The sequence below is a fragment of the Azospirillum fermentarium genome (assembly GCF_025961205.1).
Taxonomy (GTDB): domain Bacteria; phylum Pseudomonadota; class Alphaproteobacteria; order Azospirillales; family Azospirillaceae; genus Azospirillum; species Azospirillum fermentarium.
In genome coordinates this window covers 186,261-208,410 of record NZ_JAOQNH010000001.1, presented here as the reverse complement: position 1 = coordinate 208,410, position 22,150 = coordinate 186,261, and the positions used below count along the sequence as shown (strand labels likewise).

The 22,150-nt window shown below is 69.1% G+C and carries 24 protein-coding genes; 15 read left to right on the top strand and 9 right to left on the bottom strand.

Features of this window, described 5'->3' with window-relative positions; genetic code table 11:
• Positions 1-34: 34 nt before the first annotated feature.
• Positions 35-955, bottom strand: a complete 921-nt coding sequence (locus M2352_RS01070) for a LysR substrate-binding domain-containing protein (RefSeq protein ID WP_264662666.1) — start codon at positions 953-955, stop codon at positions 35-37.
• 28 nt (positions 956-983) lie between these two features.
• Entirely contained in the window at positions 984-1,976 is a 993-nt protein-coding gene (locus M2352_RS01065; protein ID WP_264662665.1) for a sodium-dependent bicarbonate transport family permease, read from the bottom strand.
• A 285-nt stretch (positions 1,977-2,261) separates the two neighbouring features.
• On the opposite strand from M2352_RS01065, the gene hrcA reads away from it, so the two are divergent.
• The 3 genes from hrcA (at position 2,262) to M2352_RS01050 (ending at position 4,589) form a co-directional block, all read left to right on the top strand.
• A complete protein-coding gene (gene hrcA / locus M2352_RS01060) occupies positions 2,262-3,296 on the top strand; it encodes a heat-inducible transcriptional repressor HrcA (protein ID WP_264662664.1) in 1,035 nt (344 codons plus the stop codon).
• Positions 3,297-3,397: 101 nt separating this feature from the next.
• On the top strand, positions 3,398-4,021 hold the full coding sequence (gene grpE, locus M2352_RS01055) for a nucleotide exchange factor GrpE (protein ID WP_264662663.1): 624 nt from the start codon (positions 3,398-3,400) through the stop codon (positions 4,019-4,021).
• A 202-nt stretch (positions 4,022-4,223) separates the two neighbouring features.
• The gene (locus M2352_RS01050; RefSeq protein ID WP_264662662.1) at positions 4,224-4,589 is read left to right on the top strand and encodes a response regulator; all 366 of its coding nucleotides are present in this window, start codon (positions 4,224-4,226) and stop codon (positions 4,587-4,589) included.
• 89 nt (positions 4,590-4,678) lie between these two features.
• On the opposite strand, the gene M2352_RS01045 is transcribed toward M2352_RS01050, so the two are convergent.
• The gene (locus tag M2352_RS01045) at positions 4,679-5,188 is read right to left on the bottom strand and encodes a PRC-barrel domain-containing protein (RefSeq protein ID WP_264662661.1); all 510 of its coding nucleotides are present in this window, start codon (positions 5,186-5,188) and stop codon (positions 4,679-4,681) included.
• A 237-nt stretch (positions 5,189-5,425) separates the two neighbouring features.
• Here M2352_RS01045 and M2352_RS01040 point away from each other — a divergent pair, with 237 nt between their 5' ends.
• The 5 genes from M2352_RS01040 (at position 5,426) to M2352_RS01020 (ending at position 10,632) form a co-directional block, all read left to right on the top strand.
• Positions 5,426-7,633, top strand: a complete 2,208-nt coding sequence (locus M2352_RS01040) for an ATP-binding protein (RefSeq protein ID WP_264662660.1) — start codon at positions 5,426-5,428, stop codon at positions 7,631-7,633.
• Positions 7,634-7,689: 56 nt separating this feature from the next.
• Complete coding sequence (locus tag M2352_RS01035; protein WP_264662659.1) at positions 7,690-9,252, top strand: diguanylate cyclase; 1,563 nt, start codon at positions 7,690-7,692, stop codon at positions 9,250-9,252.
• Between the two features lie 21 nt (positions 9,253-9,273).
• The gene (locus M2352_RS01030; RefSeq protein WP_264662658.1) at positions 9,274-9,828 is read left to right on the top strand and encodes a hypothetical protein; all 555 of its coding nucleotides are present in this window, start codon (positions 9,274-9,276) and stop codon (positions 9,826-9,828) included.
• Between the two features lie 81 nt (positions 9,829-9,909).
• On the top strand, positions 9,910-10,422 hold the full coding sequence (locus M2352_RS01025; RefSeq protein ID WP_264662657.1) for a hypothetical protein: 513 nt from the start codon (positions 9,910-9,912) through the stop codon (positions 10,420-10,422).
• An 84-nt stretch (positions 10,423-10,506) separates the two neighbouring features.
• Complete coding sequence (locus M2352_RS01020) at positions 10,507-10,632, top strand: hypothetical protein (protein ID WP_264662656.1); 126 nt, start codon at positions 10,507-10,509, stop codon at positions 10,630-10,632.
• 6 nt (positions 10,633-10,638) lie between these two features.
• On the opposite strand, the gene pspC is transcribed toward M2352_RS01020, so the two are convergent.
• From pspC to M2352_RS01000, 4 genes are all read right to left on the bottom strand, one after another.
• Positions 10,639-11,058: an envelope stress response membrane protein PspC gene (pspC, locus tag M2352_RS01015; RefSeq protein WP_264662655.1), complete on the bottom strand. Its 420-nt coding sequence runs from the start codon at positions 11,056-11,058 to the stop codon at positions 10,639-10,641.
• A gap of 45 nt (positions 11,059-11,103) precedes the next feature.
• Positions 11,104-11,331, bottom strand: a complete 228-nt coding sequence (gene pspB, locus M2352_RS01010) for an envelope stress response membrane protein PspB (protein WP_264662654.1) — start codon at positions 11,329-11,331, stop codon at positions 11,104-11,106.
• 80 nt (positions 11,332-11,411) lie between these two features.
• A complete protein-coding gene (gene pspA / locus M2352_RS01005; RefSeq protein WP_264662653.1) occupies positions 11,412-12,083 on the bottom strand; it encodes a phage shock protein PspA in 672 nt (223 codons plus the stop codon).
• A gap of 40 nt (positions 12,084-12,123) precedes the next feature.
• Complete coding sequence (locus M2352_RS01000) at positions 12,124-12,270, bottom strand: hypothetical protein (protein WP_264662652.1); 147 nt, start codon at positions 12,268-12,270, stop codon at positions 12,124-12,126.
• Positions 12,271-12,445: 175 nt separating this feature from the next.
• On the opposite strand from M2352_RS01000, the gene pspF reads away from it, so the two are divergent.
• The 4 genes from pspF (at position 12,446) to M2352_RS00980 (ending at position 16,684) form a co-directional block, all read left to right on the top strand.
• On the top strand, positions 12,446-13,495 hold the full coding sequence (pspF, locus tag M2352_RS00995) for a phage shock protein operon transcriptional activator (RefSeq protein WP_264662651.1): 1,050 nt from the start codon (positions 12,446-12,448) through the stop codon (positions 13,493-13,495).
• Positions 13,496-13,588: 93 nt separating this feature from the next.
• Entirely contained in the window at positions 13,589-15,877 is a 2,289-nt protein-coding gene (locus tag M2352_RS00990) for a transglycosylase domain-containing protein (RefSeq protein ID WP_264662650.1), read from the top strand.
• A complete protein-coding gene (locus M2352_RS00985) occupies positions 15,877-16,245 on the top strand; it encodes a Crp/Fnr family transcriptional regulator (protein ID WP_264662649.1) in 369 nt (122 codons plus the stop codon). Before M2352_RS00990 ends, M2352_RS00985 begins: the two co-directional genes overlap by 1 nt.
• 184 nt (positions 16,246-16,429) lie before the next feature.
• Entirely contained in the window at positions 16,430-16,684 is a 255-nt protein-coding gene (locus M2352_RS00980) for a hypothetical protein (RefSeq protein WP_264662648.1), read from the top strand.
• A gap of 298 nt (positions 16,685-16,982) precedes the next feature.
• Here M2352_RS00980 and nagA read toward each other — a convergent pair whose 3' ends face one another.
• Entirely contained in the window at positions 16,983-18,194 is a 1,212-nt protein-coding gene (nagA, locus tag M2352_RS00975) for an N-acetylglucosamine-6-phosphate deacetylase (RefSeq protein ID WP_264662647.1), read from the bottom strand.
• Between the two features lie 428 nt (positions 18,195-18,622).
• On the opposite strand from nagA, the gene otsB reads away from it, so the two are divergent.
• Both otsB and M2352_RS00965 read left to right on the top strand, forming a co-directional pair.
• The gene (otsB, locus tag M2352_RS00970) at positions 18,623-19,423 is read left to right on the top strand and encodes a trehalose-phosphatase (RefSeq protein ID WP_264662646.1); all 801 of its coding nucleotides are present in this window, start codon (positions 18,623-18,625) and stop codon (positions 19,421-19,423) included.
• A 72-nt stretch (positions 19,424-19,495) separates the two neighbouring features.
• Positions 19,496-19,738 carry a hypothetical protein gene (locus M2352_RS00965; RefSeq protein ID WP_264662645.1) on the top strand — a complete coding sequence of 81 codons (243 nt, stop codon included), beginning with the start codon at positions 19,496-19,498 and terminating at the stop codon, positions 19,736-19,738.
• 12 nt (positions 19,739-19,750) lie between these two features.
• Here M2352_RS00965 and M2352_RS00960 read toward each other — a convergent pair whose 3' ends face one another.
• Entirely contained in the window at positions 19,751-20,155 is a 405-nt protein-coding gene (locus tag M2352_RS00960; protein WP_264662644.1) for a MarR family winged helix-turn-helix transcriptional regulator, read from the bottom strand.
• 697 nt (positions 20,156-20,852) lie between these two features.
• On the opposite strand from M2352_RS00960, the gene M2352_RS00955 reads away from it, so the two are divergent.
• Positions 20,853-22,103, top strand: a complete 1,251-nt coding sequence (locus M2352_RS00955) for an outer membrane beta-barrel protein (RefSeq protein ID WP_264662643.1) — start codon at positions 20,853-20,855, stop codon at positions 22,101-22,103.
• Positions 22,104-22,150 lie beyond the last annotated feature (47 nt).

Genomic DNA, 22,150 nt, shown 5'->3' with positions numbered 1-22,150 from the left:
GGAAGACCGGCTGAGGGCGGCGAGCGGGCGGGGGCTATCCGCCCGCCCGCTCGCCGCCCGCCGGTTCCAGCGACCGGACGATGTGCCCGGCCAGCAGGTCCACGGCCTTGGGCCGGGCGCCGGGGCGGCGCAGCAGCACGATTTCCATATCGGCGGGGTCGGGCAGGCCGTGGGCCGCGTCCAGCACCTGAAACCCGGCGGCCAGCATGTCGCGGGGCAGCACGGTGATGCCCAGGCCGGCGCTGACGGCGGCCTGAATCCCGGCCAGACTGGCGCTGGTGTAGACGATGCGCCAGGGACGGCCCCGGGCGTTCAGGGTTTCCAGGGCCCGCCTGCGGTACAGATCGGGGTGGGGGGCCAGCACCAGCGGCACGGGGGCCGCCGGCTCCGGTGGGATCAGGTGCGGCGACGCCGCCCACACCAGCGGCTCGCGCCACACGCGGACGCCCCCGTCCGCCAGGCTGTCGGCCACGCCGTCCACGGGCTTTCCCGGTTCGCGCTTGCACAGCACCAGATCGTGTTCGCCGCGGGCGAAGCCGTCCAGCAGGGTGACGGTGAAATCGCACCGCACCTCCAGCGCCACCTGGGGATGGGCGCGGGAAAAGCGCCGCAGGATGCCGGGCAGGCGGGTGGTGGCGAAATCCTCCGGCGTGCCCAGACGGACCACACCCTCCACATCCGGTTCCATCAGCACGGCGCACGCCTCGTTCGCCATGCCCAGCAGGCGGCGGGCGTAGCCCAGCAGCACCTCGCCGTCGCTGGTCAGGGTGAAGCTGCGGCCGTCGCGCTGGAACACCCGCTTGCCCAGCCCGTCTTCCAGCCGCTTGATCTGCAGGCTGATGGTGGATTGGGTGCGGTTCAGCCGCTGGGCCGCGCGGGTGAAGCCGCCGCACTCGGCAATGGTGACGAAGGTGCGCAGAAGATCCAGGTCGAAGGGCGGCAGGGGCGTGGGCATGGCAAAGCCGTCTGGGGGTGTCCGGTTCTTATCCCACGGCGGCAGCGGCCATGGCGATATAAAGCGGGATGCCGGCCAGGATGTTGACGGGGAAGGTGATGCCCAGCGCCAGCGGCAGCGACACCCCCGGATCGGCGGCGGGCAGCGCGTGCTGCAAGGCCGCCGGCACCGCGATGTACGAGGCGCTGGCGCACAGCGTCACCAGCAGGGCGGCATCGCCCGTGCGCAGCCCCAGCGCCATGGCCGCCCCCAGTCCGATCACCGCGCCGATCAGCGGCATCGCCAGACCGAAGGCGATCAGCCGCGGGCCGAGCCGGGCCGCCTCCCGCATCCGGGCGGCGGTCACATAGCCCATTTCCAGCAGGAACAGGCACAGCACCCCGTCCCATGGTGCGACGAACAGCCCGTGCAGGCCGGCCATCCCCGGCTTGCCGATGACCAGCCCCACCAGCAGCGACCCGGCCAGCAGCAGCACCGACCCGTTCAGCGCCGCTTCGCGCAGGGCCGTGCGCACCGTGCCGTCCCCGCCGCCGCCCAGCGACAGGGTGGCGCTGCCGTTCCCGCCCGCCCGCACCGTGCCGGCTAGACCGGCCAGCAGAAGCCCGCTGACGATGGCCGGGCCTTCCATCACCGCCAGCGCCGCGGCCATGTACCCGCCGAAGCCGATCCCCTGGCTTTCCAGCATCCGGGTGGCGGTGACGAAGGTGACCAGACTGACCGATCCGTAATGGGCGGCGATGGCCGCGGCGTTGACCCGGTCCACCCCGGCCAGCCGCCGGAGCAGGGCGAAGCCCAGAAGCGGCATGGTGAAGCTGAGGGCTGCCGCCGTCGCCAGCAGCGGTGCCGCCATCCCGGCATCGGAACCGGACAGGGCCGCACCCCCCTTCAGCCCGATGGCCACCAGCAGATAGGCGGCCAGCGTCTTGCCGAACCCGTCGGGAACGGGAATGCGCGCCCCGGCGAGCGCGATGGCGCCCCCCAGGGCGAAGAACAGAATCGGGGCGGAAAACAGAGCATTCATGGCGTGCATCCTCGGGCGGAGATCGGACGCGACCATAGGACCGGCGGTGATTTTGGTAAAATTGATATATTGCGGCTCATTCATTGAATTTTTCAATGCATGGAGCATTTTTGACGGTCGTCAAAGCTGACATTCCGTTGTTTCGCGCTGTGCCGCTCCCCGCCGCCGGCACCATGTCCGGGGCGGGCTGCCACCGGCACGCCGGTATCATTGATTCATTCCCCCCGCCTGCTTAAATTCAGAAGCGCCGCAACCACGACTGCATCAGGACCGATCCTCACGCCGATGATTACCGAGCTGAACCAGCGGTCGCGCGAGGTCTTCCGGCAGATTGTCGATGCCTATATGGCATCGGGGGAGCCGGTGGGGTCGCGCACCATCTCCCGCCGGCTGGGCATGAGCCTGTCGGCGGCGACCATCCGCAACGTCATGGCCGACCTGGAGGAGCAGGGGCTGCTCTATGCCCCCCACACCTCCGCCGGCCGCATCCCGACCGAGGCGGGCCTGCGCCTGTTCGTCAACGGCCTGCTGGAGGTGGGTGCGCTGGGCGAGGACGAGCGCGGCACCATCGAGGCGAAATGCGCCGCCTCGGGCCGCTCGCTGACCGACGTGCTGAACGAGGCCACGACCATGCTGTCGGGCCTGTCCCACTGTGCCGGCCTGGTGCTGGCGCCCAAGACCGACCGCCCGCTCAAGCACATCGAATTCGTGTCGCTGGGGCCGGGGCGGGCGCTGGTGGTGCTGGTGAACGAGGACGGGCTGGTGGAGAACCGGGTGGTGGAGGTGCCCATCGGCCTTCCCGGATCGACGCTGCAGATGGCCAGCAACTACCTCACCTCCCGCCTCGTCGGGCGCACGCTGGACGAGGCGCGGCAGGAGGTGCTGCGGGAGATCGACGACCAGCGCACCGAACTGGACGAGGTGTCCCGGCGGGTGGTGGAAGCGGGGCTGGCCACCTGGGCCGGCAACCGCCAGGACGGCCAGCTGATCGTGCGCGGTCAGGCCCGCCTGCTGGAGGACGTCACGGCCCTGTCGGACCTGGAACGGGTCCGGTCCCTGTTCGAAACCCTGGAAACGAAAGAGGCGATGCTGCGCCTACTGGACGCCACCGGCAACGGCGACGGCGTGCAGATCTTCATCGGGGCGGAGAACGTGCTGTTCAACCATTCCGGCTGTTCCCTGGTGATCTCCCCCTTCCAGAACAGCCGCGATCAGGTGATCGGCGCCATTGGCGTTCTGGGGCCGACGCGGATCAACTATGCCCGCATCATCCCGCTGGTCGATTACACGGCCAAGGTGATCGGGCGGCTGATCGGGTGACCCCGGCCCGCGCCGGCCCTCCACCTCACCGGTTGACAGGCGGCGCAACCTTTTCAATAAGCGACATCACGCAACGCACGGATAAGAGACGAGACGCGGACATGAGCGATCCCAACACCCGGCCCGACTTCGACGCCGACACCGCGGCGGGCGCCGCCCCGGCGGACACCGCCGCCGAACCGGCAGCCGAGGCTGCGCCCGACGCCGCCGCCCCGGCCGATTCCGAACAGGTGGCCAAGCTGGAAGCGGAAATCGCCCGGCTGAAGGACCAGCTTCTGCGGTCGGCGGCGGACATGGAAAACACCCGCCGCCGCGCCCAGCGCGACCGCGAGGACGCCATCAAGTACGCCGTCGCCGGTTTCGCCAAGGAACTGCTGCCGGTGGCCGACAACCTGCGCCGCGCGCTGGAGGCCGTGCCGGCGGACGGGCGCGAGAAGGACGAGATCCTGAAAAGCCTGGCCGTGGGCGTGGAGGCGACCGAGCGCCAGCTCCTCGCCGCCTTCGACCGCGGCGGCATCAAGAAGCTGGAGCCGCTGAACGAGGTGTTCGACCCGAACTTCCATCAGGTGATGTTCGAGATCGAAAACACCGGCAAGCCCGCCGGCACGGTGGTGCAGGTGCTCCAGGCCGGCTACACCCTGAACGGGCGCCTGCTGCGCGAAGCCATGGTCGGCGTCGCCAAGGCCGGCCCCGACGCGGCCCAGCACATCGACACCAAGGCCTGAGGCCGCAGGGGCCGTGTGCCGTCCGGCCGCCCCGTGGCGAATTGCCGCGGGGCGGTTCCGGGCGGGCGGGAATGGCCGCATTGCCGGTATTCTGCTTGTGTGCCGCCGGCAACCGGTGTGTGATGCCGTTCCTTTTTAATGCAATGCAACATCGCCGGCTTGGCCCGACACCCTTCCGGCGGCTTTGACAGGAACCGTACCCGTGCCGAAGACCATCCTGACCGTCGATGATTCCAAGACCATCCGCGACATGGTGAGCTTCACGCTCAAGAAAGCCGGTTACGATGTGGCCGAGGCGGGGGACGGCAATGCCGGCATGGCGCTCATCAACCGGCAGAAATTCGACTGCATCATCACCGACCTGAACATGCCGGGCATGGACGGTCTGGCCTTCACCCGCGCGGTGCGCGGCAGCGTGACCAACCGCGCGACGCCGATCCTGCTGCTGACCACCGAAAGCGACCCGTCCAAGAAGCAGGCGGGCCGCGAGGCCGGAGCCACCGGCTGGCTGGTGAAGCCCTTCAACCCCGACAAGCTGGTGGAAACCGTCCGCAAGGTCTGCCCCTGAAGGCCGCCGGACGGCGGCAGCGCCTGAAGAAAAGGCCGCATCCCGACGGATGCGGCCTTTTTTCATGGTTCGCCCGAACCGGGCTCCCCTCACTGCGGTGCCGGCGTGGCCGGGGCCGCGGGGGTGGCGGAGTTGGTGGCCGGGGCGCCGCTCTTGGATTCACGGCCCAAAGACACGGTCGTGTCGTCGTAATCGAAATCCTGCATGGCCTGGAGCTGTTCCTTGGTCATGCCGTCGATGATGATGCGGTCGCCTTCGGTGCGCATCAGGGCGACGTCGATGGGCGCCTGCTTGGTGCCCAGGCCCAGGAAGCCGCCGTGGTCGATGATGGCCACCGTCGCCTCGCGGGTGCTGGAGTCGAGGATCACGTCCGCCACCTCGCCCAGCTTGTCGCCGTTGGGGGCGTAGACGTCGCGCCCGATCAGGTCTTCCAGGCTGGCGGTCGTCCAATGCGGCTGGCCGGCGGCGGCGCCCTCCAGGGCCCGGTTCTGCACGGCCGGCGGATCGGCGGCCGGTGACTGGGGCTGCGTCTGGGCGCCGGCGGTCCCGGCGGCCAGCAGGGTGGCGGCGGCGGCCGCCATCAGCAGGGTGCGTTTCATCGGATCACTCCCCCTTCGGTAACGTTGTGGAAGACGGCCGCGCCGTCATGCCTCAACAACCGTGATCCTCGCCGCCGGGTTCCCAAAGACAGAGCGCTTAAGCCAAAGGTTGTTTCCTTCGAGGGGTAAAATGCCTTTTTCGCAAAGTCATAGACCGATGGTATGGGATTCCGATTGCACAGGGTGAACTCTTCGTTTAACGCTAAACACCGCGCACTCTGTTCAACGGATTCGTGCATGCCCGGACGGCACCACAGACCGCGGGAATCCTGGATCAGCCGTGGTGGCATCGCCGCCCTGGGGGCTGCGGTGATTCTGATGATCGACGGGCTGCTGGCTTTCGGCCTGCTGCGGGACCGTTCGTACCAGCTCGACAGCGCCGTCGAACGGCTGGAGGCGGAGGCGCGGGCGTTCGAAATCCACACCCGCCGGTCGCTGGCCGCCTATGATGAATTGCTGTTGGCCCTGCGCGACCGGGTGCGGATGGGCGCATCGCCGTCCGGGCTCATCACGCTGATGCTGGATCTGACCCGCCACATGCCGCAGGTGGTGGGGCTGGTGGTGACCGACGCCGCCGGGGCGGTAACCGTCGCCACCCTGGACGTGCCGCTGACCGACGGGGCGTCGTCGCCCTTCGCCGTCCACCGCGACGACGAGGGGCAGGGGCTGCTGATCGGCGGGCCGGTGCTGAGCCAGGGCGGGGAGGGCGACCGGCCGATCGTTCCCCTGTCCCGCCGGGTGGACGACGGGCGTGGCCGGTTTCTGGGCGTGGTGGCGCTGGCGCTGGATCTGGAACGGCTCACCGCCAGCTATGGCGAGCTGATCGACATCCGCCACGGGCGCATGACGGTGGCGCTGGACGACGGCCCCGCCCTGGTGAGCATTCCCCCCGGCCCGCCGGAACTGCCCGACTCCGCCATCGTGGGCGGGGAGGTGCTGACCGCCCGCAGCTTCATCCGCGGCCTGCCCGACGGCTCCCGCCAACTGGTCAGCGAACAGCGGGTCACCGGCCTGCCCGTGACCATTTCGGTGACCGAACCGCTGGAGGTGGCGCTGAGGCCGTGGCTGGACCACCGGCGCGGCGCCATCCTGCTGGGCATCGCCGCCACCGTCACCGTCGCCGGGCTGACAGCACTGCTGGGGCTGCAGGCGGCGGGGCGGGAACGGGCGCTGCGCCGGCTGGCGGAGAGCGAGGCCCAGACCAACGCCATCTTCGACCAGACCTTCCAGTTCATCGCGCTCCTGGACCTGGACGGGCGGGTGCGGCGGGTGAACGACGCGGCCCTGCTGCTGATCGGCCTGGGGCCCAGGGACGGGGCGGCGGTCGTCGGCCACACGCTGCACGACACGCCCTTCTGGACGGCGGCCCGCGGCGACGGGCGCGCGGTGGTGCAGGCGGCCCTGGCCGCCGCCGCCGAAGGGCGGACCAGCCGCCACGACATCCGCATGACCGGCCCCGACGGGGACGAGATGGTGGTGGACCTGACGGTCAAGCCGGTGCTGCGGCCCGGCAGCGGGGCAGGGGACGAGACCGAGATCCTGATGCTGCTGATGGAGGGGCGCGACATCACCGAACAGCACCGCACCCGCGACACCCTGCTGCGCCAGGAAAAGGCGGCGGCGCTGGGCGGGCTGGTGGCCGGCATCGCCCACGAGGTCAACACGCCCGTGGGCATCGCGCTGACCAGCGCGTCCCATCTGGCCAAGGAAGTGGCGGACCTGCGCCGCCTGTACGAGGCCCGCACGCTGAAGGCCGCCGACCTGGAGGAATTCCTGGGCATGGCGGAAGAGGCGGCGCGGCTGACCATGGGCAACTGCGAGCGCGCCGGCCATCTGATCCAGAGCTTCAAGCAGGTGGCGGTGGACCAGACCGGTGGGGAGCGGCGCCGCTTCCATCTCAAGGACTACATCGACGAGGTGCTGCTCAGCCTGCGCCCGCGGCTGAAGCGCACCCCCCACACGGTCACGGTGGCCTGCCCCGAGACGCTGGAGCTGGACACCGATGCCGGGGCGCTGTCGCATGTGCTGACCAATCTGGTGATGAACGCGCTGCTGCACGCCTTCGACGACGGGCGGGCCGGCACCATCCGCATCACCGCCCGCCGGCTGGACGGGGCGGACGACGGGACGGTGGAGCTGGTCTTCGCCGACGACGGCAAGGGCATTCCGCCCGGCCTGCTGCCGCGGGTCTTCGATCCCTTCTTCACCACCAAGCGCGGGGCGGGGGGAAGCGGGCTGGGCCTGCACATCGTCCAGACGGTGGTGACGGCGGCGCTGGCCGGGGCGCTGGAGCTGTCGAGCACCCCCGGCCAAGGCACGGCCTTCATCCTGCGCTTTCCCCGCATCCACCCGGATTCGGCCCGCGAATCCCCGTCCCAACCCCCAACCCAAGGGGCACATGCCGCCGATGCGGCCCTGGCCCCCGCACCGCTTGCCCCGGCATGAGGCCCGCCGACCATGGCCACGACGGATCGGCGGAACCAAGGGAGCAGCCCCACACGATGAGCGACGGTTTCTTATTCGACAGTTTTCCGGCCCCGGCGGAAGCACCGGTTCCGGCGCCCGTTCACGCCGGGGCCGATCCCTGGCACCTGCTGATCGTCGATGACGAGCCGGAGGTCCACGCCGTCACCCGGCTGGCGCTGGGCAAGGTGCGGTTCAAGGACCGGCGGCTCCAGCTTCACAGCGCCTACAGCGCCGCCGAGGCGGAAGCCATGCTGCGCGGGCCGGTGCCGTTCGCCATCGTGCTGCTGGACGTGGTGATGGAAAGCGACGACGCCGGGCTGCGGCTGGTGCGCACCATCCGCGACGGCATCGGCAACCGGGCGGTGCGCATCATCCTGCGCACCGGCCAGCCGGGGCAGGCGCCGGAAGAGGACGTGATCGTCGGCTACGACATCAACGACTACAAATCCAAGACCGAACTGACCACGCAGAAGCTGTTCACCACCGTGGTGGCGGCGCTGCGGTCCTATGCCGACATCACCGCGCTGGAAACCAGCCGGCGCGGGCTGCAGCAGATCATCGAATCCACCGACGGCCTGCTGGAGCTGCGGTGCATGCGCCAGTTCGCCGCCGGGGTGCTGACCCAGCTCACCGCGTTCCTGGGCGTGCCGGACAACGGCATCCTGTGCGCCCAGCGGGGCGATCTGTGCGCCGGGGCGTGCGCGTCCGCGGGGGCGTGCTCCGACGACTGCATCCATGTGCTGGCGGGGGCGGGGCGTTTCGCCGGGGTGGGCGACGGGCCGCTGGAACGCATGGTCGCCGACCACACCGTCGCCGCCGCCATCGGCGCGGCGCTGAGCCGGCGGCGCACCGTGTTCGCCGCCGACAGCACCACCCTCTACATCCCCGTCCCCGACGGGCAGGAGGTGGCGGCGTGGGTGCAGACCGAACGCCCCTTGAGCGGCCTGGACCAGGCGCTGGTGGAGGTGTTCGTGTCCAAGATCGCCGTGGGCTTCAGCAACGTCTGTCTGTACGAGCGGCTGAAGGAGGCGAACGAGCGGCTGGAGGCGCGTGTGGCCGAACGCACCCGCGAGTTGGCGGAAGCCAACGCCAGTCTGGAGCGGCTGGCCACCACCGACGCCCTGACCGGGGTGTGGAACCGCCGCCACATCATGGATCTGGCGGTGGCGGAGGTGGCGCGGGCCCGGCGCTATGGCCGACCCCTGTCGGTGCTGCTGCTGGATCTGGACCATTTCAAGCGGGTCAACGACACCTATGGCCATGCCGCGGGGGACCGCACGCTGCGGGCGGTGGTGGCGCGGGCCCGCGGTGCGCTGCGCACCACCGATTGCCTGGGCCGTTGCGGCGGGGAGGAATTCCTGATCCTGCTGCCGGAAACGGCGCCGGAAGAGGCGCGGATGGTGGCGGAACGGGTGCGGACGGCGATTGCCGCCGGGCCGATGGATTTCGACGGCCACAGCTTCGCCCTCAGCGCCAGCATCGGCGTCGCGGCATGGCAGGAGGGGGAGAGTTCCGTCGAACAGGCCTTGCGCCGGGCCGACGCCGCCCTTTATGACGCCAAGAACGCAGGCCGCAACCGCACGGCGGTGGCGGCCTGACGCGGCTGTCGGGGTGTGCTCATGTCGGAAATGGTGAAGGGGCTGCTGCTGTTCCTGTTCCTGTCGGGGGCGGGGTTCGGGCTGGCCCGGCTGGTGGTGTTCCTGGGCGAACGCAGCATCGAACGGCGCTACGGCGTCACCGGGGTGCGGATGCTGATCGCCGAACGCGCCACCCTGGAACAGCGGATGGAGATGCGCCGCGCCGGGCGCGAGGAGGAATTGAGCAGCCTGGACGGCGAGATCCACAGCCTCGTCCGCCGCAAGGAAAAGCTCGACCGCCGCACCGGCGAGGTGGCCCGCTACGGCAAGAGCATCGTCCGTCAGATCGGGGAGGAGGTGAAGGGCTGCCCCTGCTACATCGCCCATGTGGCCAACAAGTACGTCGGCGCGGACAAGGGACCGCACGCCATGATCGATTCCTCCTGGGCCAAGCCGCAGGCGGTGGAGGTGTGGGCGCCGAATGTTCCCGAGGCCCGCCGCGCCATCGAACGCCGCTACCCGCCGACCTTCGGCTATGTGGTTACCCGCATCCAGCCCATGGGGGATGTGTTTGCGGGGGATGGTCCGGTGGGATAATATAGCCGCGGCACCCCGCCGGGCGTGGAGCCACAGGGAATCCCATGGTCCCGCCGGCGCGTGAGGAAGTGCAGAAGTCCCATGCTGGTTGCGTTTTTTGCCTTCCTTGGATTCGCGGTGATGGCGGTGGCCTTCGCCAACGCCATCGGACATCTGAAGCGTGCCGAGCGCACCATCGCCAAACTCCAGGCGCGCAAGGAACATCAGGTGGACCGCATCCGCCGGCTGGGCATGCTCAACCTGCGGCTGGCGCGCGAGATCCGCGATGCCCGCCACCGCCGCGACGTCATGCAGGGGGCGCTGGAGGAAACGGAAAACCGGCTGCACACGGCGCTGGCCCGCAACAACCGCATGTACATCCTGGACGACCGCCGCACGCCCGCCGACTCCGGGTGGGTGGTGCGGGTGGCGAACGGCGATTACGCCGCGCGGGTCAACCCCAACCTGGAACGCTTCGCGCTGGAAAGCTGGCGGCAGGGGCGCCGTTTCCTGGTGTGGGCGCTGGACGAGCACAAGGCCCGGGACAAGGTGACGGCCCGTTACCCCGATCACAAAGGATTCGTGATCGAATCGGTGGAAAAGGGTTATGTTTGAAAGGGCGGCGGGGCCGCCGGTCGCATCCATCCTCTGTTAACCCTTTGCGGCTCAGCATGGGATGGGAAAAGGGAGTGCCCGACGATGGAACAGGCTTTGCTCGACGCGGTGGTGGCGGTGATCCTGGGCGGGGCGATGGCGGGGGCCGTTGTGGCCGCCGCCGCCAAACCCGCTCCCATTCCCGTGCGTGCCCGCCGCCGCCGCAAGTAATCCCCGTCAGCCGCGGTCGAGATCGCGGAAGGCGCGGTTGAGTTCGAAATCCTTGGACGCCACATAGGCTTCCAGCCCGCCCACCCGCGTTTCGAAGCCGCGGATGCGCTGGGACAGCCCGGCGAGCGAGCGGTCGGGCTTCGTGGCGACCGAGCGCCAGAACGCTTCCTCCTCCCGGCTGCGGTAGAGGTTGGCGGGGCGCACCGGCAGGCCGAAGGCCGCCACCACATAGGCGATGATCACGGGGAAGAAGGCGAATATCAGCCCCATCACCAGGCCTGCGCGCACCAGAATGGGCGCCACCCCCAGAAAATCCGCCAGCCCGGCGCACACGCCGGCCACCATCCCGGTGTGCGGGTTGCGGTACAGCCGGTGGGGGTTGGGGGAATCGTACGGCGTCGGGCCGCCCGCGGACGGGTCGCTCATGACGTGTTCCTCTTGCAAAGACGGGCCGGTTCGGACCCCGGTGGTTCAGACCTTGGTGCGCCAGCTGGGCGCCTCGGCGTCCAGAATGCGCTCCAGGGTGTGGATGCGGGTTTCAAGCCGGGTGGTGGTGTCCCACAACTCGGCCAGCAGCCGTTCGTCCTGGGCCGACAGGCCGCGCTGGGACCGCCACTTGGTGACGTAGTGGGCGATGATCCACACCGGCAGGACGATGGTCACCACCAGAGCCGACAGGAGGAAGATGAAGAAGCCCATGGCGTTTCAAGCTCTTGGCTGGGGACGGTTCGTGCGTCCCCTCCCCCCGGCGGGGGGAAGGGGCGGGGGCGGAAGTGGCCTCAGCCACCCTTGCGGGCGGCGACGCGGGCCTTGAGGGCGGCCAGATCCTCGTCGAGTTTGTGGGCGGTTTCCAGCTCGGCGATTTCCTCGGCCAGGGTCTTCTTGCGGCCCACATCATAGACCTCGGCCCGGCCTTCGGCCTCGTCCAGGCTGCGCTCCACCTGCTCGAAGCGGGACAGTGCGTCGTTGATGCGCTGATCGTGCAGCTTCTCGCGCACCTTCACGCGGTTGACCGCGGTCTGCTGCCGCGCGGCGTAGGCCTGCTCGCGGGTCTTGGCGTCGGCCAGCTTGGCCTGCAGGCGGGCGATGTCGTCGTTGGCCTTGGCCAGCGATTCCTCCACCTGCGCCAACTGGGCGGCCAAGGCGTCGGCCTGTTCGGCGGCGCGGGCCTTGGCCAGCAGCGCGCCCTTGGCCAGATCCTCGCGGCCGCGCAGCAGGGCGATTTCGGCCTTGTTCTCCCATTCCTCGGCCTCGCGGCGGAAATCGGCGGCGCGGCGTTCGATCTCCTTCTTTTCGGCGATGATCTTGACGGTGGAGGAGCGCACCTCCACCAGCGTGTCCTCCATCTCCTGGATGATCAGGCGGATCATCTTCTCGGGCTCCTCCGCCCGGTCCAGCAGCGCGTTGATGTTGGACTGGATGATGTCGGTCAGACGGGAAAAGATGCTCATGGCGTGTCCGTTGGGATGATGTGGCAAAAAGGGGGGAGCGTCAGCTCAGGATGGCGCCCACCAGGGCGCCGGCCAGGAAGAACAGCCAGCTTTCCTTGGGCCGTGTCGCCAGATACACCCGGATTCGGGCGCCGGTGGCGGACCAGCCGGGGGCGGTGTGGTGAGCGCGGTAGGTGTGGGTGTTCATGGTCTCCTCCGTTTTGCCGGTGGAATTGCATGGACCGTGCCAGAGCGCAGATTTTCCTCAACCCATTGATTTTCCTTGATCGTGAAGAGGGGTTGAAAGAGCACGTCACCAATGTTAGCGTTTTTGGCGAAATGCGCTTCGCCATATCAGCCACACGAATTCGTAAAAACCACCAATGTCATCGTCCACCCCGCCGCCGCTGCTGGGCCACGCCCCGGCCTTTCTCGCCATGCTCGACCATGTGTCGCGGCTGGCCCCGCTGGAGCGCCCGGCCCTGGTGATCGGGGAGCGCGGGACCGGCAAGGAACTGGTGGCGGCGCGCCTGCACTTCCTGTCGCGGCGGTGGGACCGGCCCTTCGTGTCGGTCAACTGCGCCGCACTGCCCGACACGCTGCTGGATTCGGCGCTGTTCGGGCACGAGGCCGGCGCCTTCACCGGGGCGGTGCGGCGGCAGTTGGGGCGGTTCGAGCAGGCCGACGGCGGCACCCTGTTCCTGGACGAACTGGCCACCGCCAGCCCGATGGTTCAGGAAAAGCTGCTGCGTGCCGTGGAATACGGCGAGATCGAGCGCATCGGCGGGCGCACCCAGAGCGTGGACGTGCGTATCATCGCCGCCACCAACGCCGATCTGCCGGCCCTGGCGGCGGCGGGGCAATTCCGCGCCGATCTGCTGGACCGGCTGGCCTTCGACGTGGTGACGCTGCCGCCCTTGCGCGCCCGGCGGGAGGATATCCTGCTGCTGGCCGAGCATTTCGCCCTGGGCATGGTGCGGGACATGGGCCGTCCGCTGTTCCCCGGTTTCTCCGCGCGGGCGCAGGCGGCGTTGCTGGAACACCCATGGCCGGGCAACGTGCGCGAATTGCGCAACGCGGTCGAACGCTCGGTGGCCGCCGCCCCCGTGGTGGATGAGGCCGGCGATCCGGTGCCGGTGGAGGGCATCCGCATCGACCCCTTCGAGTCGCCCTTCCGCCCCGGCGGGCCGGTCCCACCGCCGCCCCCGCTTCCGCCGCCCTCTCCGCCGCCCTCTCCGCCGGCGGAAGCCGCAGCGGAACCGGCGGGCGGGTACAGCGAACGGGTGGCGGCGTTCGAGGCGGGGCTGCTGCGCGATGCCCTGGCCGCCAACGGTAACAACCAGCGCCGCACCGCCGCCGCCCTGGGGCTCGGCTACCACGCGCTGCGCAACCAGATGCGCAAGCACGGCCTGTTGCCGGGCGGGGGCCGGTAACGGGCTGGTAACCAAAAGCTTGCCATGGTAACGCCACCTTCCCGGCGTAACGCTGGTGCCCCAGCGTGGGCTTGTGCGTGAGAGAGGCTGCCCGTGACGTCCGACCGCCCGTCCGACCTGTTTCCGGGGCCGCGCCCCCACCGGCCCGAGCGGCGCAAGCGTCCCGCGGGCAAGGGATTCGCGCTGCCCTTCCTGGGCGGGGAAAAAACGGCGGCCAAGGGGGCGCCCAAGCCCAAGCCCGAACGCAAGCGCGCGGCACCCCCGCCTGCGGCGTGGGATGACGGCGGCGATTCGCCCCCGCCGCCCGAACCGCCGCCCCGCCCGGCGCCGCGCAAGGAGCGGGCACCGAAGGCCCCCAAACCCGCCAAGCCCCGTCCGGCGCCGCGGCGCAAGCGTGGCCTGCTGGGCATGCTGGTGCGCGGCACGCTGGTGGCCGGCATCTGGGCCGGCATCGGTCTGGGGGCGGTTCTGACCTATTTCGCCTACGATCTGCCCGACATCGGCCAGGTGGCCCAGTACGAGCGGCGCCCGGCGGTGGTGGTGCTGGCCGCCGATGGGACCGAATTCGCCCGTTTCGGCGACCTGCACGGCACGGTGCACAGCGTGTCCGACCTGCCGCCCCACCTCATCAACGCCGTGCTGGCGACCGAGGACCGGCGGTTCTATTACCATTTCGGCGTCGATCCCATCGGGCTGGCCCGTGCCGTCTATGTCAACTGGCGCTCCGGGCGGTCGGTGCAGGGCGGGTCCACCATCACCCAGCAGTTGGCCAAGAACCTGTTCCTGTCGCCCGAGCGCACGCTCAAGCGCAAGATCCAGGAAGCGCTGCTGGCCCTGTGGCTGGAACACCGCTTCACCAAGGACGAGATCCTCGCCGCCTATCTCAACCGCGTCTATCTGGGTGCCGGCACCTTCGGCATGGACGCGGCGGCGCGCACCTATTTCGGCAAGCCGGCCACCCAGGTGGACCTGCGCGAGGCGGCGATCCTGGCCGGGCTGCTGAAGGCGCCGTCGCGCTATTCCCCCACCTCCAACCCCAACGAGGCGGCGGAGCGGGCGCGGGTGGTGCTGGCCGCCATGGAGGATGCCGGCGTCATCACCCCCGATCAGCGGCAGGCGGCGCTGGGCGCCCCCCTGGTCACCCCGCGCAAGGGCATGGGCGACGGGCGCTATTTCGCCGATTGGGTGACCGATCTGGTGCCGGAATTCATCGGTTCCGGCCACGGCGACGTGGTGGTGAAGACCACGATCAATCTGGCCATGCAGCGCGCCGCCGAACAGCGGGTGGCGGAGATCCTGACCGGTCCCGGCCCCGCCGCCAACGTGGGGCAGGCGGCCCTGGTCGCCATGACCCCCGACGGCGCCATCCGCGCGTTGGTGGGCGGGCGCGATTACGACGCCAGCGAATTCAACCGCGCCACCCAGGCGCGGCGCCAGCCTGGATCGTCGTTCAAGCCCTTCGTTTATCTGGCCGCCCTGGAATCGGGCCTGTCCCCCGACAGCCCGGTGGACGATTCCCCCGTGCGCATCGGCACGTGGAGCCCCGGCAACTACGACGGCAAATACCGCGGCACCATCACCATGGCCCAGGCTTTGGCCCATTCGTCCAACACCGCCACCGTGCGGCTGGCCGACCGGGTGGGCACCGACCACATCCGCCGGGTGGCCGGGCGGCTGGGCATCGTGTCGCCCATGACCAAGGATCTGTCGCTGGCGCTCGGCACCAGCGAGGTGTCGCTGCTGGAGCTGACAGGCGCCTATGCCGGCATCGCCAACCGCGGCATCCCGGTGTGGTCCTACGCCATCACCGAGATCACCGACCGCAACGGGCGGATGCTCTACCGCCGCCAGGGCAGCGGCGGCGAACCGGCGGCGGACCCGGCGCTGGTGGCGCAACTGACGCGGATGATGGGGGGGGTGATCGAATCCGGCACCGGCCGGTCGGCCAAGCTGGACCGCCCCGCCGCCGCCAAGACCGGCACCACCCAGGATTATCACGATGCGTGGTTCGTGGGCTTCACCGCCGATCTGGTGGCCGGCGTGTGGATGGGCAACGACAACAACCGCGAAATGAAGAAGATCACCGGCGGCACCCTGCCGGCCAAGCTGTGGCAGGGGTTCATGACCGATGCGCACAAGGGCATGCCCCCCCGTCCGCTGCCGGGGCTGGATGGGCAGCCGCTGCCGGCCTATACGGCGTCGCTGCCGGTGGTGCCGGCCGCTGCCGGAGCGGCGCCCGCCCCGGCGGCACCGCGTGGCGCTGCGCGCGCCGATTCCTCATCGGGCATCGGCGGGCTGATCGACCGCCTGTTCACCGCCCCCGCCCCGCCCCCGGGGGGGCTGCCCGGATTCCGCAACGAGATGCCGGATCATACCCGCTGATGGCTCTGCCCTTCGACCCCAAGCAATGTCCGTCGCAGACCTTCGAAACCGGCCAGCCCCTGTTCCTGGAGGGGGACCGCGCGGCCTTCATCTATCTGGTGCAGTCGGGCCGGGTCGATATCTACCGGGGCAAGGGGGCGCACCGGCGCAAGCTGAACTCCATCGGTCCCGGCGGCGTGTTCGGGGAAATGGCGGTGATCGACGGCGAGCCCCGCATGGCCGACGCCATTGCCGGCGCCCGCACCGTCTGTCTGCTGATCCCCCGCGCCATGCTGGAGGAAAAGCTGCGCACCGCCGATCCCTTCATCCGTGCGTTGCTGCGCATCCTGGTCCGTAACATGCGCTCCATGGCGGCGGAGATGGATTGAGGCCGAGCCGGATATGCCCATACGGGAATATCCTTAGGGACATGCGCGCCATTCTGGCACACCGCTTGCGACTCACAGCCCGGAACAAGGAAAGGTTTTGGGCATGAAGCGCACAAACGCTGAGATTCATCCCTTCCCCGTGGCGCGGGTTTCGCAAAATGCAAATCAGAATGCATATCAGGGTATGAAGCGGCAGCGCAATTTGCAGCCGTCCCGCACCTTGACCCGTGCGTCGGCTCATCTGCAAAGCGCCCTGGAGGCGCTGGACGCCCTGACGCAGCAGGATCAGGACCGTCTGGCCCCGGCCATGGCCGCCGATCTGAACGAGGCTGTGGGGCTGATTTTCGAGGCATTGGAGCGCGTGGCTGCCTCGGGTCTGGTCATGCCGGACGGGGACGACTCCGGGACCATGCCGCAATCCGCGGCCAATCTGCGCTGATTCCCGCAGCGCCGGCTGTCAAGACCCGGTTTTCAAGATCCGGCTTTTAAGACTCTGGCTTTTAAGGCTCTGGCTTTCAAAACAAGGCCGAAGAAACCGTCCGGCCCCCCGCCGTCCGTTCGGGGCGGGGCTGCCGGGTGCGGTTGCCGTCCGGCGGATCAGTCGGTGACGGTCTGCCAGAAGAAGAACACCAGGAACAGGACGAGAAGGGCGATGTCCATGGAAACCTCCGTCATAAGGGGGTGGGCCGAATGAGGGGCATCTATACGACACTTCCCGCCCCCGGGGGAGCGGCAGTTTAACACGGACCGCCTTTTTCCGGGGCCTGCGCGCTCTGCCGCAGCCCGGCGATCCAGGTGCTTTGCACCTTTAGATCGTGGTCCAGATGCACCAGATCGGCGGCCAGGCCGGGGCGGATACGCCCGCGCTCGCCACTCAGTCCCATGAAATCGGCGGGATAGGCCGCGGCCATGCGCAAGGCTTCGTCCAGCGGCACGCCGATGCGCCGCACGGCGTTGCGCACGGCGGTGGCCATGTCCAGCGCCGACCCGGCAAGCCGCCCGTCCGCCGACACGCACCGCCCGTCCTCCACCCGCACAGCCGTGCCGTACAGGGAGAAATCCCCGCCGTCCAGCCCCACCGGGGGCATGGCGTCGGTGACCAGGAACAGCCGCCCCGCCGGCTTGGCCCGCCACGCCAGCCGGGCGGCGGCGTCGTGGACGTGGTGGCCGTCCAGGATGATGCCGCACCAGCTCCCGCGGCTGTCCAGGGCGGCGCCCACCATCCCCGGTTCCCGGTGGTCCAGGGGGGACATGGCGTTGAACAGGTGGGTGAAGCCGGTGATCCCCGCCGCCAGCCCGGCCATGGCCTGATCCCAGGTGGCGGCGCTGTGACCGGCGGCCACCCGCACCCCGGCATCGGCCAGCCGGCGGATGAAGCCCGGCGTCACCCGTTCCGGCGCCAGGGTCACCAGCACCGGCAGCGGCCGCAGGGAGGTGAAGAGATCCGCCTCGTCCCCGTCGGCGGCGGGCGGGGACGAGGGAATGAAGCGGGCGTCGTGCACCCCGCGGCGGGCGGGGGCAATGCACGGCCCTTCGAAATGGATGCCCAGGATGCCCGGCACCCCGGCGGCCCGCGCCGCGGCCACGGCCCCGGCGGCGGCCCGCCGCACGGCGGGGCTGTCGGTGATGACCGTGGGCAGCAGGGCGGTGGTGCCGAACCGCCGGTGCGCCGCCGCGATGATGCGCAGGCCCTCCACCGTCGGCGTGCCGTTGAACAGCACCCCGCCGCCGCCGTTGACCTGAAGGTCGATGAAGCCGGCGCTGAGGATGCCGCCGTTCAGATCCACCCGTTTGCACGATTCCGCCGCCGGGGGCAGGGGCCGGTCCGCCGGCTGCACCGCCAGGATGCGGCCGTCGTCCCCGATCAGGACCACCCCGTCCGGCAGCACCGCCGGAGCGTCCCGGCCGTCGTCCCCGGTGTGAATCGCGGCATTGACCAGAAGCTGCACGATAACAAGATCCTCCCACGGGCGATGGGCGGCAGGGGCCGGACGGCCCGCCGATTCCCCAACCATTTTACCAGGGGAAAACGATAAGAGGGTTGTCGCTGGGGCGGGTTTCTGGCAGAAAAAAGGCCGCTGCGTACAGCGGCCTTGAGTTTAGGGAGGAAACGCCCAAGAAGGGCGAAGCAGCAATCGCTTGCTGCGTTGCACAAAATGGCCGAACAACCGGCCTGCAGCAACACCCAATATCGCTGGCCCCCGCAGAAGCGCCATGTTCCCGATTTTTTGTTGCCTTTTGGCAACAGTTTGGGGTGAAAGCTGCGCTCTTTTGGCGCAGGGCAGGGGGCTTGACCTGTCTTTGCGTTGCTTTTTCCCGGACAGACGCCCCCCGGCTGCCCATGTGTGGGGCCGGACAGGAGAAAGGTGTCTTTGCGATGATCGCTGACCCCGGTGCGGCCAGGCCCGCGGCCCTTGCGGCGTTCGCCGATGTTGCGGCGGCGCTGGGCCCGCGGCCGGCGGTGTTTCTCGACTATGACGGCACGCTGACGCCGATCGTGTCCCGCCCGGAACTGGCGGTCCTGGCCCCGGCCATGCGGGCGGCGGTGCAACGGCTGGCGGCCCTGTGCCCGGTGGCGGTGGTGTCGGGGCGGGATCTGGACGACGTGCGGGCCAGGGTCGGGCTGCCGGGGCTGGTCTATGCCGGATCCCACGGGTTCGACATCGCCGGGCCGGGCCTGCGCCACCGGGTGGGGGAGGAATGGCGCCCCGCCCTGGCGGCGGCGGCGGCGGCGCTGGAACCGGCCCTGGCCGGGGTGGGCGGGGTGCTGGTGGAGAGCAAGGGCTTTGCCATCGCCGTGCACACCCGCCAGGTGGCCCCGGCGGACAAGCCGGCGGTGGCGGCGGCGGTGCGGCGGGCGGCGGCGGACGCCGCCCTGCGCGTGACCGGCGGCAAGGAAATCGCCGAGATCCGCCCCCCGGTTCCGTGGGACAAGGGCCGGGCGGTGCGCCATCTTCTGGAGGTGGGGGGGCTGGACGGGGCGGTTCCGCTGTTCGTGGGGGATGACGACACCGACGAGGACGGGTTCCGCGCGGTGGCCGCCCTGGCCGGGGCCGGGATCCGCGTGGGGGACGCCGGTGCTGCCACCGCCGCCCGGTGGGTGCTGCCCGATCCCGCTGCGGTGGGGGTGTTTCTGGAGCGTCTGGCCGCATGGCTGGAGACCGCCCGGCACCCTTGACCGCCCCGGACCGGCGGGCGTAGCGTTGACCCGCCGCGCATGTTCTGTGCCCCGCGGACGGAGGGTCTTGCCATGGAAATCGGTTCGTCCACCCCGTCGCCGGGTACGCTGTCGTCGGTGGGAAGTGCGGCCGTGTCCGGCCTGCAGCGGGCCGAGGCCCGCGTGGCCGACGGGACGGAGCAACTGGCCGCCGGCAACCTCGACCCCGCGGTGATCCTCGACATCAGCACGGCCCAGACCGGATTTGCCGCCAACGCCGCCGTGCTGAAAAGCACCGACGACATGTCCAAGCGCCTGCTGGATATGCTCGCCTGAGCGTTCCCCCCGTTACGCCAGACGGGCCAGCAGGCCCAGGAACTGTGCCTGCTCGTCGGGGGTGAGGGGGGAGAGGATGCGCGCGTGCGCCTCCACCGCGTTGGGCAGCAGCCGCTGCACCAGCGCCTGCCCCTGGGCGGTCAGGGTGACACAGGTCCGCCGCCGGTCGCGCAGATCGGGGCGGCGTTCCACCAAAGTCCGTTCGGCCAGCCGTACGATCACGCCCTGCGTCGTCGCCGGATCCATGGAGGTGAAGCGGCCAAGCTGATTTTGCGACAGCGATCCCTGTTGCGACAGCGTGACCAGCACCGACCATTGGGTGGCCGTCAGTGCGGAATCGCCGATGGCGTCCTGAAAGACGGCGTTGGCCCGCTGGTGCGCCCGGCGCAAGCGGTGATTGATGTGGTCGGACGGCAAGAGGGGAACGGGACTCGTTCCGGCGGCACCGCTGTGTCCTTTGTCGTTTTGGCTCAGGTCATCCACCGCATCCACCCCCAGCGGGAACACACCGTAGGCACGATGACCAACGGGATATACAAAAGGAAATATGCTGAAAGGGTATGAGGGCATTTTCGTCTTCGCAACCGCTCAAAATGCGGCGTAATGTCGCAGTTTCAGTCAAAAACAAGAATTTATTGAGTTTCTTTGAAAAGTTTCCCTGACAATAACATTGGGACGTAATGATGATGGAAAGACAAGTTTCTTTCTTGTCGTGCCTCTTTCCATCCATAACACTCGCAATTGCCGAAAGCTGTCTGGAGATCGGCGGCGGGCTGGCCGGTGGATACAAATGAACCCGTTCGCACGTGTGTGCATCATGAGGCGGCGCCTGACGGGAGACTCGGACGTTGCATATTCTGGTATTATATCTTTCGCCAGAGGGTTTCACCGAAAGTAGCGGGTTGGTTTTGTTGCCCGCAGGGCACAGGAGTGGCAAAATCCTTTCAGCCCATGGGGGGACAGGTTGAACTGCTTCCCCTGATCGGGTGACATCAGCCCTGTGGCGCCGCGCGCTTGGCGCGCAGGCGGCCACAGCCTTCCGGGGGGATGGCCACGCGTGGGCCGCCGCCGGGGGTTTGACCGATGTTCCGTCCTGTTCCCTTCGCGGTGATCCATGAAGACCAAACTCCTTGCCGTCTCGGCCCTGGCCGCTGCCTGTGTCACCGCCGCCGCTTCGGCGCAGGATCTGGAACGGGGTGAAACCGTTCTGACCCGCCCCCGGCCGGAGGTCGAACAGCTCGGCGTCCGTGCCGGCGGCTTCCGCATCCTGCCGCGGATGGAGGTGGGCGGCACCTACGACAGCAACGTCTTCGCCACCGACAGCGCCACCAAGGACGACTTCATCACCGTCATCCGCCCGGAACTGGATGTGCGGTCGGATTGGAACAACCACGCCCTGAATTTCCGGGCGTCGGGGGATCTGGCCCGCTATTCCCAGTACAAGACCCAGGATTTCAACGACTTCGCCACCAACCTGAACGGGCGGGTCGATGTGCTGCGCGATGTGCAGGTGGGGGCGGAGGCGTTTTTCCGCCGCGAGCACGAGGGGGCGGGCGACGCCGACCTGATCGGCACCTTCACCCGGCCCGTGGTCTATTACGTGACGGGCGGCGAAGCCTATTACGCCCACCGTTTCGGCCGGTTCAGCACGCGGCTGACCGGCAACGGCACCTACTACAACTATGAGAACGGCACCGACGCCACGGGCCGTTCGGTGTCGCAGGACTACCGCGACCGCTGGGACACGCGCGGCGCCCTGCGCCTGGGCTATCAGGTGGCCGAAGGGTACGAGGCGTTCATCCAGGGCGCGCTGGTCAAATCCCATTACAACCACACCCCCGCCGGATCGCCCAGCCGCGATTCGGACGGGTACGAGGTGGTTGGGGGGGCGGCCTTCGACCTGACCGGCCTGCTGACGGGCGAGGTGTTCGCCGGCTACATGGAACGGTCCTACGACACCGCCATCTACAAGGATTTCTCGGGCTTCACGGTCGGGGGCCGGCTGAACTGGTCGGTGACCCAGCTCACCACCGTCACCGGGCAGGCCAGCCGGCAGGTGCGCGACACGCTCGTCTATCAGAACGGGCGCGTGGCCTCCAGCTACACCCGCACGCTGGTGGCGCTGGGCGTGGACCACGAGCTGCTGCGCTCGCTGCTGCTGAACGGGCGGGCGCAGTACCGCACCGACGACTACAACGGCATCAGCCGCACCGACGATGTGTATACGCTGGGTGCCGGGGCCACCTATCAGGTGAACCGCTATCTGTCGGTGACCGGCGGCTATACCTATGAAAAACGGTCGTCGGACGCCATCAACGACTACAAAGACAATCTGGTCTATCTGCGCCTGGGCGCACAGCTCTAATCACCAGCACTTTTCTTTAAGCATAGACGCCCGCCTTTTGGCGGGCG

Excerpts from the sequence above, each read along its gene's own strand:
- grpE (WP_264662663.1), top strand. The coding sequence starts at position 3,398 with ATGAGCGATCCCAACACCCGGCCCGACTTCGACGCCGACACCGCGGCG.
- pspF (WP_264662651.1), top strand. The coding sequence starts at position 12,446 with ATGTCATCGTCCACCCCGCCGCCGCTGCTGGGCCACGCCCCGGCCTTT.
- M2352_RS01070 (WP_264662666.1), bottom strand. The coding sequence starts at position 955 with ATGCCCACGCCCCTGCCGCCCTTCGACCTGGATCTTCTGCGCACCTTC.
- M2352_RS00980 (WP_264662648.1), top strand. The coding sequence starts at position 16,430 with ATGAAGCGGCAGCGCAATTTGCAGCCGTCCCGCACCTTGACCCGTGCG.
- M2352_RS01030 (WP_264662658.1), top strand. The coding sequence starts at position 9,274 with ATGTCGGAAATGGTGAAGGGGCTGCTGCTGTTCCTGTTCCTGTCGGGG.
- M2352_RS01045 (WP_264662661.1), bottom strand. The coding sequence starts at position 5,188 with ATGAAACGCACCCTGCTGATGGCGGCCGCCGCCGCCACCCTGCTGGCC.
- M2352_RS00965 (WP_264662645.1), top strand. The coding sequence starts at position 19,496 with ATGGAAATCGGTTCGTCCACCCCGTCGCCGGGTACGCTGTCGTCGGTG.
- M2352_RS00985 (WP_264662649.1), top strand. The coding sequence starts at position 15,877 with ATGGCTCTGCCCTTCGACCCCAAGCAATGTCCGTCGCAGACCTTCGAA.
- otsB (WP_264662646.1), top strand. The coding sequence starts at position 18,623 with ATGATCGCTGACCCCGGTGCGGCCAGGCCCGCGGCCCTTGCGGCGTTC.
- hrcA (WP_264662664.1), top strand. The coding sequence starts at position 2,262 with ATGATTACCGAGCTGAACCAGCGGTCGCGCGAGGTCTTCCGGCAGATT.
- M2352_RS00955 (WP_264662643.1), top strand. The coding sequence starts at position 20,853 with ATGAAGACCAAACTCCTTGCCGTCTCGGCCCTGGCCGCTGCCTGTGTC.
- pspC (WP_264662655.1), bottom strand. The coding sequence starts at position 11,058 with ATGAGCGACCCGTCCGCGGGCGGCCCGACGCCGTACGATTCCCCCAAC.
- M2352_RS01020 (WP_264662656.1), top strand. The coding sequence starts at position 10,507 with ATGGAACAGGCTTTGCTCGACGCGGTGGTGGCGGTGATCCTGGGCGGG.
- M2352_RS01000 (WP_264662652.1), bottom strand. The coding sequence starts at position 12,270 with ATGAACACCCACACCTACCGCGCTCACCACACCGCCCCCGGCTGGTCC.
- pspA (WP_264662653.1), bottom strand. The coding sequence starts at position 12,083 with ATGAGCATCTTTTCCCGTCTGACCGACATCATCCAGTCCAACATCAAC.
- M2352_RS01040 (WP_264662660.1), top strand. The coding sequence starts at position 5,426 with ATGCCCGGACGGCACCACAGACCGCGGGAATCCTGGATCAGCCGTGGT.
- M2352_RS01025 (WP_264662657.1), top strand. The coding sequence starts at position 9,910 with ATGCTGGTTGCGTTTTTTGCCTTCCTTGGATTCGCGGTGATGGCGGTG.
- M2352_RS01035 (WP_264662659.1), top strand. The coding sequence starts at position 7,690 with ATGAGCGACGGTTTCTTATTCGACAGTTTTCCGGCCCCGGCGGAAGCA.
- pspB (WP_264662654.1), bottom strand. The coding sequence starts at position 11,331 with ATGGGCTTCTTCATCTTCCTCCTGTCGGCTCTGGTGGTGACCATCGTC.
- M2352_RS01065 (WP_264662665.1), bottom strand. The coding sequence starts at position 1,976 with ATGAATGCTCTGTTTTCCGCCCCGATTCTGTTCTTCGCCCTGGGGGGC.